Here is an 11,540-nt window from a genome sequence, read left to right as displayed (position 1 = left end):
CATGAGGTTGCCTTCTATACAAAAACTATTCATCAATACGATTTGACAAAGAGCCATTTCTTTAAACAAAAATGGATTGTCCCCTGTAGAATACAGGGAACAATCCATGATTTTTTAAAACTTATAAAAATGTCTAACTTTTTTATTGCACTTCAATGGATAGGCCTTTTTATTAACGCACTATTATTCTTTTTCACGTGCAAAGTAAAATGTCATTGCAGCATAAATAAATACGATTGCTGTTATAAAGATATGGACTCGATACAAAACTGAATTAGTTGGACCATCAGTAACATGACTATTAAAAAAGCCCAACGCATTTATCTTTGCAAAATAACTAATAAAGTAAATTGTTGTCATATAAACTAATTGTTGTGATACATTCCCCACACAAGAAAGTTGATACTTAATTAAAAAGGCTCTTTCGGAATCTAAATCGGGATGATTATAAAGAGCATCATTTAAAATTCGATTATCGGTTCCCACAAAGATGGCACAGAAAAATAGTCCAACAAAGTAGGTAAAATTGAATAACGATAAAATTAAACCAATTAAAAGTAATGGATATCTAAATGATTGGTATTTCTTTAAGATAACTGGTCCCAATTCGAAACCAATTAAATAAATAGCATAAATCAACATCAAAGAATTAAATCCAAACCGAACAGTACTATCAAACACAGCATAAAGCATGACGTAATTCATTATTACCCCACGGTTGATGGCTACCAAACTTACAGGAAAAATTTTCTTATGAATATCGATTTGATAATATGCTAGGAAGAGAAATAGCATAATAGCTACTATACTGATGATCAGATCGAATGTCTGAGAAACAGCCTTTAACCTAGTATAACGAATAATGAAGACTAGCATAACTAAACTGGCTAAAACGATTAAGCTGAATAGTGAATTAACACGAAACTTTTGTTTAGTTTCAATTCCTTGGTAAAAGGTCAAACGATGTGTAATATTCATTCCACCTACCATAGCAGCAAAGAATAAGAAAGCCAGTAAGACAAAAGATAAGCTTAATACCTTAGTTTTAGTTGCAATCAATTGAACAGCAATCAGTAAAATCAAAGTCAAAATTACCGATAAAGTATGCATCCGATTGAATTTGAATTCTTTATCCATTTTGCCACGAGATCTAACCGTTAAGTAGTAAGGCCAGATCCAACTTGAAGCCAACCCTAACAGAATCCCTCCGATTATCCCAAAAACAGGATTACTTGCATCTAAAATACACAATGACCCTATGACTCCGAAGAAACTAGACATAGCCAACATAGTCGAAGCTGGTAACGTGATAAAAGTAGTCAATAGCATTCCTAAGGCCCTGAATGTATAAAGCATCAGGAACGGCAATGCATAAACAAAAATATTTTTATTCTGATTGTACAACGTTAAACAAAAAAAATACGGTATCGCAACTCCGGCATTGGCCAATAGATCCAAAACACCTTCGTTAAAAACGTTTGTTATTCGTTTCATTATTTTCTCACCCTAGTATTAATTGTCTTTGAATATTTTAACAGAAATATTCAAAAAAAAATGGAACACAGCCTAAAATCTGCATTCCATTTTAAATTAACTAATTATGAACTAAATTATCGGCAACTAAACGTTCAGCAATTTGCACTGTATTCCATGCAGCACCCTTTAAAAGATTATCGGAAACAACCCACATATTGAAGGCTCCTTCATTTTCCAAATCAGGGCGAATACGTCCAACAAAAGTATCACGCTTACCCACGGCATTGATTGGTTGTGGATAAATTTGATGTTTAGGATCATCCTCCAAAACAGCCCCAGGTGCTTGTCTAATAAGCTCTTGAATTTTTTCAGTTGTTGCAGATTTATCCTTAACTTCAATATAAATTGATTCACCATGACTAATTGGAACTGGTACTCTGACACAAGTAGCCGTAACTTTAATTTCAGGAGAATTCATATCACCAAGCATAATTTTCTTAGTTTCATGAATCATTTTCCACTCTTCATGAGAGTACAAATTATCTTCTAGAACATCAATTTGGGGCAAAAGATTGAAAGCCAATGGATAATGTTCTTCATCACCCTTTGTGGGAAAAATATCGGAATTCATATCTTTACCATCCAAATATTCTTGTGCTTCTGAATATAATTCATTTAAAGCACTTTGACCAGCACCACTGGCAGCTTGATAAGTTGAAACAATAATTTGTTTTAAACCAAAAGCTCTCCTAATCGGTTCCAGAGCTACCATCATTTGAATAGTAGAACAATTAGGGTTAGCAATAATCCCATGATGATTATAAAGTGCAGCTTCATTTACCTCAGGAACTACCAATGGAACATCTTCTTCCATACGAAAGGCACTTGTATTATCGACACAAACAGCACCACGTTTGACAGCTTCTGGCAAGAACTTTTTCGAAACTGAACCGCCTGCTGAAGCTAAAACAATATCAACACCCTCAAATGACTCCGGTTTAGCTTCTTCGACCGTTACGTCCTGTCCCTTAAATTGCAATTTCTTACCCGCAGAACGATATGATGCTAATAATTTTACTTTATTAACTGGAATAGTTGATTGCTCCAACTGTTGAATTAAACGTGCTCCAACGGCACCTGTGGCACCTAAAATTGCTACTGTATATCCATCACTCATAAATCTTCATCCCTTAAATCAAATTTTTAAATTCTCCGTAAAAATTCTTAATCTCTTCATAGCCTCTTTAATATCTTCTATTGAAGAGGCATATGACATTCTAAAATGACCTTCGCCACCTTCACCAAAGGCAGTACCAGGTGTTACACCAACTTTTCCTTCCTCAGCCAATTTATTAGCAAATTCAATTGCAGTTAAATTGAATTCAGTAGGAATCTTCGAAAATGTATAGAATGCACCTTCAGGTAATTTCGTTTCATAACCAATATCATTTAACTGATCCACAATATAGTCTCGACGTTCTTGATAAATATCTCGCATTGGAATGCAATCATCAATTCCATTCGTCAAAGCTTCTTTAGCAGCATATTGGGCTGGATTAGAAGGAGCCGTTACAACGAAGGCATGCATTTTAGCAGCGTTCGTAACGAAGCCTTTAGGAGCTGCAATATAACCGATTCGATAACCAGTCATAGCATGTGATTTCGACAACCCATTAATCAAAATAGTTTTTCCGGGCATCAATTTAGCTAAAGAAATATGTTTTTCTCCATAAGTCAATTCAGCGTAAATTTCGTCCGAAATGACATACATTTCTTTACTTTTAACTACGTCAACAATTTCTTGTAATTCATCCTTTGAATAAACAAAACCAGTTGGATTACCGGGAAAATTCAGGATTAAAGCTTTTACTTTATCAGCACCTTCTCTGGCAATAACATCACGTAATTTTTTTCCAGTTAAACGAAAACCATCATCGGTAGTATTCACCTGAACTGGAATTCCACCCAAGATTTTCACAATTGGTATATAAAGCGCAAAAGTTGGTGTAGGTATTAGTACCTTGTCACCGGGATTAATAATAGCGGCCAAAGAATCAAAGATGGCCTCAGTAGCTCCAATCGTTACGATAATTTCCGTTTCAGGATCATAATCGATTTCAAACCGTTTACTCAAGTAATTAGAAATAGCCTTTCTTAAACCAATAATTCCCTTCTGCGCTGAATAGTGGGAATCGTTAGCATTAATACTCTCGATAGCAGCCTTCTTGACATGTTCAGGAACATTGAAATCAGGTTCACCCAGCGTTAATTTAATCAATCCGGGGATTTTCGCAAATTTTTCAGCGAAAACTCTAATCTGGGAAATTCCCATTGGTTCAATAGTTTCATTGACAACATTTTTTACTGTTGAATCTAATTCTGGCATTCTATGACACTCCTTAAATTATAATAATTTAATTCTATAACAAAACGCATTCATTTAATTAACTATTTTGTAATAATTCTAAATAATTTTTTCCAATCCAATAACTAAATGATTACTCTTCATTACTTCATGAATTGCCAGTTTAACCCCAGTCATAAATGATTCTCGATCGGTGGTACTTTGAGATATAGTCAAGGTCTCTCCAATTCCGCCAAAAATGACCTCTTCATCTGCTACAAAACCTGGTAATCTGAGTGCGTGAATCTTAGTACCGTGATAATCTCCGCCACGAGTATTAAGTGGATCCTTACTACTATGCTGTTTTTGATCATGACCTCTAGCTTCATAAATTAATCTAGCAGTATTCAAAGCAGTTCCTGAAGGAGCGTCAATTTTATCCTCATGATGCTTTTCAACAATTTCTGATTCCGCAAAATATTTAGCAGCCACTTTCGCAAATTTCATCATTAAAACAGCTGATAGACCAAAGTTTGAAGCAATAATTCCACCTAATTTCTCATCATCAGCCAACTTTTTTAATTCATTCATTTGATCTTCACTCATGCCACTTGTTCCAATAACTGGACGAATACCTCGCTGAATTGCAAATTTAGTGTTCTCAAACACAGCACTAGGTATTGAAAAATCAATCCAGATATCGGCTTTAACCTTAATATCAGCAAAATCATTATAAATTTTGACATTTTCTTTTAACCCATAAGTTTGCGGATTTAAATCAGTTATGTTTGGATTAAATCCAGCAACTAACTGCATATCCTGACTTTGATTGACCATTTTAACTGCTTTTTGACCCATAGATCCATTAAAGCCTGAAACAATAACTCTTATCATAAAAAAACTCCTAAAGATTCAATTTTTCAAACAGAGTAGCCTTTTCTGCTTCATTTAACGATACAATTGGCAAACGACAACCACCAACTTCATAGCCTATTTTGTTGAGGGCTGCTTTGACAGGTGAAGGTGAAGGATACATGAATAATGCAGCCATCTTCGGTGTTAACTGACGCTGTATTTTACCAGCCGCTTTATAATCACCATTATCTAAAGTTCGATACATTTTAGACATTTCCTCACCATATAGATGTGAAGCTACTGAAATAACTCCATTGGCTCCAATAACTTTTGCAAACAAAGCTTGAGCATCTTCACCGCTATAAACATTAAACCCGGCAGCTGAATGCTCAACAATATATTCTAAATCTTCCATTGAATTACACTGCTTAACACCATTAATATTATTATTCTGAGATAATTTGACGACTGTTTCCTTCTCCATCAATACACCTGTTCGTCCAGGAATGTTATAAATCATAATTGGTAAAGGTGAATCTTTAGCAATAGCTTCAAAATGAGCTATCATCCCACGCTGATTAGGTTTGTTATAGTAAGGAACCACAACTAAAGCCATATCGATCCCCTGAATTTGTGCAAGCTTGTTAATAAAATCAATTGTTTGAGCAGTATTATTACTACCAGCTCCGGCAATAATCGGTACACGACCATCAACTATCTTTGTGAAATGACGATACAAATCTAATTTCTCATCTTCTGTTAAAGTGGGAGTTTCACCAGTTGTACCACCAATAACAAAACCTTTAGAACCAGTCGTCAACAAATGTTCTGTTAATTTTTTTAAAGCTTTATAATCAACTTTTAATTCTTCATCAAACGGCGTAATAATTGCTGTCATTAAATCAATATTTGTAAACATTTATTTCTCCCCCATATTCATTCGATAATTCAAAAAACCTACTATAGCATCGGCACCTTTTTTAATAGCATTTTCTTTAGGAAGAAAATCATGCGAATGTAATGCTCCCGAACTCTCCACTCCTAACCAAAACATCGTTCCCGGAATCTTATTCAATAAATAACCAAAATCTTCTCCAGTCATCTTAGGTTTAGTCTCAACAAAATCAACTGACGACTGTCTTTGCATATATTCAATAAAATTCTTCGTTAGTGTCGGATCATTCTCTACCGGAAAATAACCACCTTGATTATATTCAACCGTAATTTGACAATTAAACGACTTTTGTAAACCACTAGCTATTTCAGTTATTCTTTGACGAATAAACTCAATCATCTCTTGAGTTAATCCTCGAATCGTCCCTTCTAAGCGAGCCTGACCAGCAATTACATTACGGATCACCCCAGCTTGTAACTTGCCAAAAGTTATTACGCCGCATTTTGTAGGATCAATGCTACGAGAAATAACTGTCTGAACTTGATTAATAAAATTAGCAGCAATCACTATAGCATCATTAGCCAAATGTGGATAAGCGGCATGCCCACTCTTACCGGTAATAATAATATTTACTTCTGTCGTTCCAGCAAACAATGTACCGTTACAACATCCTATAACGCCTGACTTTAATTGCGGATTATCGTGTAAACCGTAAAACTCATCAACTTTAAATTGACCACTAAACGCTCCTAAATCATAGGCAACTTTTCCACCACTCTTACTCTCTTCAGCAGGTTGGAAAAAGAAAACTAAATTATCTTTAGGCTGATTGATACTAAAATAATTCAAAATTCCTAAAGCTACAGTCATGTGGATATCATGACCACAAGCATGCATTACATGTGGGTGTTTCGAGGCATAACTCAGTCCATTCATTTCATCAACAGGCAAAGCATCCATATCACATCGATAGCCGATATTTCTTTGAGGATTGACTCCCTTGACCAACACCAACAGAGCAGTTGGTAATTCTGGTAGCTCTTTAATTTCCAAATTAGTCTGAGGAAAACTTGCAATCACTTGTTTCAAATAATCATGTGTTTGATGCTCATCCATGGCTAATTCTGGAATCATATGTAAATGTCGTCTGATTTCAATTAATTCATCGCTAGTCAAAGTCATCTTTATAACTTCCTTAAATTACTTTCAATTTGAGTCTTATCTGTTGTCTTTTGATCTTTAATTTTCAAAACTTTAGCTGGTACTCCGGCCATTACGCTATTAGGTGCTACATCTTTAGTAACAACTGCTCCTGCACCAATGACAGCACCATCACCAACTTGTACACCTTCTAAAACAACAGCATTAGCTCCAACAATGACATTATTGCCAATCCGAACTGGCTGAGCAGAAGCTGGTTCAATTACTCCAGCTAAAACCGCATTAGCGCCAATATGTGAATTCTTACCGACAATCGCACGACCACCAAGAACGGCTCCCATATCAATCATTGACTTTTCACCAATCTCAGCACCAATATTAATCACCGCTCCCATCATGATCACCGCATTAGCGCCAATTTCAACTTGATCACGAATAATAGCTCCCGGTTCAATTCTGGCATTAATGTGTTTAACATCTAACATCGGTACGGCTGAATTTTGTGCTGTTGTTTCAGCATAATAATTACTTAAATGATTAGACTTTAAAATTGGCTCAATTACTTGATAATCACCAATGATAATTGCTAAATCGTTAGTTTTAAAAACTTTAACTTCATCAGGGAATTCAACTTGAGAAATATCACCTTGTAAATAAATTTTTGTTGGCGTAACTTTCTTAGCATTTCCTATATAATTGATAATTTCTGTTGCATCCATCTTTGTCATATTTTTCTCCTAATAATTATCATCTAATCTAATTAAATCCTCATAAGTTTCTCTTTTAACCACTAATTTAGTTTTACCTTTTTCAACAAAAACAACTGCCGGTCTAGGATTACGATTGTAATTCATGGCCATTGAATAACCATATGCTCCAGTATCAAGAACTGCTAAAACGTCTCCAACCTCCGTCTGTGGAAGTTTTTGATGCTCGATTAAAATATCACCTGATTCACAATATTTCCCTGAAATATGAACCGTCTCAATATTTTCTTGATTCATTTTATTGGCCACAACAGCTTCATAGCTGGCCTGATATAAAGCTGGACGAATATTATCTCCCATACCACCATCAACCGATACATAGGATTCAAATCCCGGAATATTTTTTCTTGAACCAATTGTATAAAGCGTATATCCAGCTGGACCAACAATTGAACGTCCTGGTTCGATCCAGATTTCTGGAATCTTTTCACAATCCTGTTTTAACTCTCGACTAATAACTGAAATAAAATCATTGGCCGTAATAGGATCATCACCTTCGTTATAACTAATCCCAAAGCCACCACCTAAATTGATTACTTGTGGCCAATAGTTAAATTCATTCTGAAATTCTTTAGATATTTCAATCATTTTTTGAGCTAACATGCGAAAACCTTCGGTACCAAAAATTTGTGAACCAATATGAGCATGATATCCTAACAAATTCATCTGTGGATCATTCAAAACTAATTTCAAGGCTCTTTCAGCTTGACCAGATTTAACGTCAAATCCAAACTTGCTATCAGTTTGACCAGTCTGATCATACTTATGTGTATGAGCCGAGATTCCTGGAGTTAGACGTAACATTACTTTAATTGTTTCCTGCGATTTCTTCAAAACTTGCTGCAACAATTTAATCTCGTGGAAATTATCTAACATAATGACTCCAACATGATTCTCAACTGCCATTTGTAACTCTTCCAAAGATTTGTTGTTCCCATGAAAACTTATTTTATCACTTGGAAAATCTGCAGCTAAAGCCGTATATAATTCTCCACCTGAAACAACATCCACATGCACATTTTCTTGCTTCATAACTTGATAGATTGCTTTAACTGCAAAAGCTTTGCTTGCATAACTAATTTGATAATTTAAATGTTCCTTCTCAAAAGCAGATCTAAATTTTTTTATTTGATTACGAACTTTAGAAATATCAAAAACATAAAGTGGCGTTCCATATTTTTTAACTAAATCCATGCTATCAACGCCATCTATCATTAAATGTCCATTCTTACTTGCTAACTCATCTATAATCATTTTCAAAACTCCTTTATCAAATAAAAAAAGATCTCTTTGCTTAATAACAAAGAGACCTTTTCGATCCACCATAAATTTGTCATAAGCTCAACGTGATATTAAATCACGACAGTTCGTATTCTCTTATTAATACGCCCCAGTTCATCGAATCCTGCAAGATCCGACACTTCGGCAACTTCCCCTTTCAATGAGTTCAAAATCATTACAGTGACTCCCTCATTTACTCATGTCGGTTGCGACCTCTTTTATTGGTATTAAGATTATAACAATACTTATTATTCGTCAAGTAATATTAAAAAATAACTAGTTTTTCTAACTTTATCATGTTTTTTCTTGTCATAACGGCTAATAATGATACACTCATCATTAAAAACTATTTAATTTTAGGGGTGTGTTTTATGAAAGTTATCAAGTTTGGCGGTAGTTCCTTGGCTACTGGAGAACAATTTGAGAAAGTAATTAAGATTATTAAAGACGATATTGAGCGTAAAGTTATTGTAACTTCTGCACCCGGAAAAAGATTTTCTGATGACACTAAAGTTACTGATCTACTGATTCAATATGCAAATATCGTTATTAACCAAGGCAATTATCAACAAGTTGAAAGTAATATCATTTCCAGATACCAAGAAATCTGTGATTATTTCAAACTTGATGATTCAGTTATTAAACTTCTAAAATCCAAATTAGATAAATTAGCTCAAACCAGTTTTAGTGATAATGATCATTTAATGGCTGCCTTTAAAGCTCACGGTGAATTTTTAAATGCAATTTTACTGACACAGGTCCTCAATGCTCAAAATATTAAGGCGGTCTTCATTGATCCTAAAGATGCTGGCATTAGAGTTCAAGGTCAACCTAATGACGCTGATATTTCAGCTGAAACTTATAGCAATCTGGACCAATTTAAGTTACCAAAGGACTCCCGAGTTGTCTTTCCAGGTTTCTTCGGTTATAGCGCTGACGGCTCAATCTATACCTTTTCTCGTGGAGGATCAGATATCACTGGAGCTATTCTTAGCCGTGGTTTAAATGCTGATCTTTATGAAAATTTTACTGATGTTGATGCAATTTATGTCGCTAACAATCATATTGTTGATCATCCACAAGCAATAAAAAAAATGTCCTATCGGGAAATGAGAGAACTATCTTATGCTGGCTTTTCCGTTTTCCAAGATGAAGCCATTATTCCCGCAGTTAAAGGACAAGTTCCCGTAAATATTAAGAATACTAATAACCCCCAAGCAGATGGAACTATGATTGTCCCTGAACAATTTATCTTTGATCCTTCTAATCAAATCACTGGTATTGCATGTTCAAAAAGATTCTCAGCACTTTATCTACACCGTTATCTTCTCAATAAAGAAGTCGGTTTTACTTTTAAGTTATTAAAAATTTTTTATAAATATAATATTTCTTATGAGCATATGCCTTCTGGTATTGACGATTTAACTGTTATCTTTGATCGTAGCAAGTTAGATAAGGATACCATCCAAAAGCTTTGTCACGACGTTAAAGAGACCCTCCAACCAGATTATTTAGAATGGATTGATGACTATGCCATTATCATGGTAGTTGGTGAAGGAATAGCTCATAACATTGGAACTATCGGTAAAGTCATTGATTCGTTAACCCAAAATAATATTGCTATTCATATGATTAACCAAGGTGCTTCCCGAATATCCATCATGATTGGAACTCGTGCTTCTGATGCTGATAATGCAGTACAACAAATTTATAAAACTTTTTTCGATTAAGCGAGGTTTAAAAATATGGTTAAATTATTAAAAGTCCATGGTTCAGAAAATCAATTCTTCATTTTGGATCAAACTATTCTGGACAATAAATTAAGTGATAGTGAATTAAAGAATTTAGCAATTAATTTTTGTAAAAATATTTTAAACGGTGCCGATGGACTTTTAGTTATTGATACTAGTGATGACTGTCTTGGAAAAATGCGTGTTATCAACGCCGATGGCAGTGAAGCCAAAATGTGTGGTAACGGATTGAGAACTGTTAGTCGTTACTTATCGGAAAAATACCAATTAAACGAATTCCATGTAGAAACTTTAGAGTCTAATTTATCTGTCAAGAAAGCTCCTGATTTTTATCCCGGAGTTCCTGCCTTTAGTGTTGAAATATCACCTATTTCCTTTAAAAAAACGGACTTGCCATTTTCATATAAAGATTTAAATGAAATGATAAATGAGGAAATTCCAGAATTTGTTCCCGGAGAAAGGTTCTCAGCTATTGCCGTTCCTAATCCCCATCTCATTAGTTTTGTCTCCAATATTCAACACGATATATTAAACCATTTGGGACAAAAATTGAATTCTGCAAATAATTATTTTCCTGAAGGCGTCAATATCAGCTTTGCCAAAATACTAGATAAAAACAAACTATTTGTTCAAACATTTGAACGTGGCGTTGGTTTCACCAATGCTTGCGGAACCGGCATGTCAGCAACAAGTTTAGTTTTTGCGTTATTATACCCAGATCAATTTGATTCAAATAAAGATATTACTGTTTATAATCCTGGCGGCATGGTTAAAACTAATATTGAACTCAATCCAATAAAAGAACTAAGTAAGATCCATTTGATTGGAAATGCTACCTTTACACACAATATTGAAGTTTCTGAAGAAGCTTTACATCAAAATCAATTAGATGATTTAAGAATTGAGGAGACCGGTGAAGAAAAAGATTACCAAGCTTTTGTAAAAAGCATAAATAGATAAAAAAAGAGACCTACGATGAAAATCATCATAAGTCTCTTTTTTGTTATGCG

Annotated in this window: 10 protein-coding genes and 1 riboswitch; of the genes, 2 read left to right on the top strand and 8 right to left on the bottom strand. The window is 34.5% G+C overall.

Annotated elements, in window-relative coordinates:
* Positions 1-183: 183 nt before the first annotated feature.
* The 8 genes from FD33_RS10505 to lysA all read right to left on the bottom strand — a co-directional run bounded on the left by FD33_RS10505 (position 184) and on the right by lysA (position 8,752).
* Positions 184-1,494, bottom strand: coding sequence for a hypothetical protein (locus FD33_RS10505; protein WP_056955960.1), 1,311 nt, complete (start codon positions 1,492-1,494; stop codon positions 184-186).
* A gap of 100 nt (positions 1,495-1,594) precedes the next feature.
* Positions 1,595-2,653 (bottom strand): aspartate-semialdehyde dehydrogenase, encoded by a 1,059-nt coding sequence (locus FD33_RS10500; protein ID WP_025085952.1) that lies wholly within the window; start codon positions 2,651-2,653, stop codon positions 1,595-1,597.
* An 18-nt stretch (positions 2,654-2,671) separates the two neighbouring features.
* Positions 2,672-3,862 carry an aminotransferase class I/II-fold pyridoxal phosphate-dependent enzyme gene (locus tag FD33_RS10495; RefSeq protein ID WP_025085951.1) on the bottom strand — a complete coding sequence of 397 codons (1,191 nt, stop codon included), beginning with the start codon at positions 3,860-3,862 and terminating at the stop codon, positions 2,672-2,674.
* Between the two features lie 78 nt (positions 3,863-3,940).
* Complete coding sequence (gene dapB, locus FD33_RS10490) at positions 3,941-4,714, bottom strand: 4-hydroxy-tetrahydrodipicolinate reductase (protein WP_025085950.1); 774 nt, start codon at positions 4,712-4,714, stop codon at positions 3,941-3,943.
* Positions 4,715-4,724: 10 nt separating this feature from the next.
* Positions 4,725-5,594, bottom strand: a complete 870-nt coding sequence (dapA, locus tag FD33_RS10485; protein ID WP_025085949.1) for a 4-hydroxy-tetrahydrodipicolinate synthase — start codon at positions 5,592-5,594, stop codon at positions 4,725-4,727.
* The gene (locus tag FD33_RS10480) at positions 5,595-6,752 is read right to left on the bottom strand and encodes an N-acetyldiaminopimelate deacetylase (protein WP_025085948.1); all 1,158 of its coding nucleotides are present in this window, start codon (positions 6,750-6,752) and stop codon (positions 5,595-5,597) included.
* 2 nt (positions 6,753-6,754) lie between these two features.
* Positions 6,755-7,459 carry a 2,3,4,5-tetrahydropyridine-2,6-dicarboxylate N-acetyltransferase gene (gene dapD, locus FD33_RS10475; RefSeq protein WP_025085947.1) on the bottom strand — a complete coding sequence of 235 codons (705 nt, stop codon included), beginning with the start codon at positions 7,457-7,459 and terminating at the stop codon, positions 6,755-6,757.
* Positions 7,460-7,468: 9 nt separating this feature from the next.
* Positions 7,469-8,752, bottom strand: coding sequence for a diaminopimelate decarboxylase (lysA, locus tag FD33_RS10470; protein WP_025085946.1), 1,284 nt, complete (start codon positions 8,750-8,752; stop codon positions 7,469-7,471).
* 75 nt (positions 8,753-8,827) lie between these two features.
* Positions 8,828-9,005, bottom strand: a riboswitch (Lysine riboswitch).
* A gap of 145 nt (positions 9,006-9,150) precedes the next feature.
* Between lysA and FD33_RS10465 the strand changes: the two genes are divergently transcribed.
* Together FD33_RS10465 and dapF are read left to right on the top strand one after the other, a co-directional pair.
* The gene (locus FD33_RS10465; RefSeq protein WP_056955959.1) at positions 9,151-10,509 is read left to right on the top strand and encodes an aspartate kinase; all 1,359 of its coding nucleotides are present in this window, start codon (positions 9,151-9,153) and stop codon (positions 10,507-10,509) included.
* A 15-nt stretch (positions 10,510-10,524) separates the two neighbouring features.
* Positions 10,525-11,490 carry a diaminopimelate epimerase gene (dapF, locus tag FD33_RS10460; protein ID WP_025086408.1) on the top strand — a complete coding sequence of 322 codons (966 nt, stop codon included), beginning with the start codon at positions 10,525-10,527 and terminating at the stop codon, positions 11,488-11,490.
* Positions 11,491-11,540: the final 50 nt, after the last annotated feature.

This window comes from Companilactobacillus paralimentarius DSM 13238 = JCM 10415 (genome assembly GCF_001434985.1).
Taxonomy (GTDB): Bacteria; Bacillota; Bacilli; order Lactobacillales; family Lactobacillaceae; genus Companilactobacillus; species Companilactobacillus paralimentarius.
Note: the sequence above shows the minus strand (reverse complement) of the source record. Positions and strands in the feature narration are given on the sequence as shown.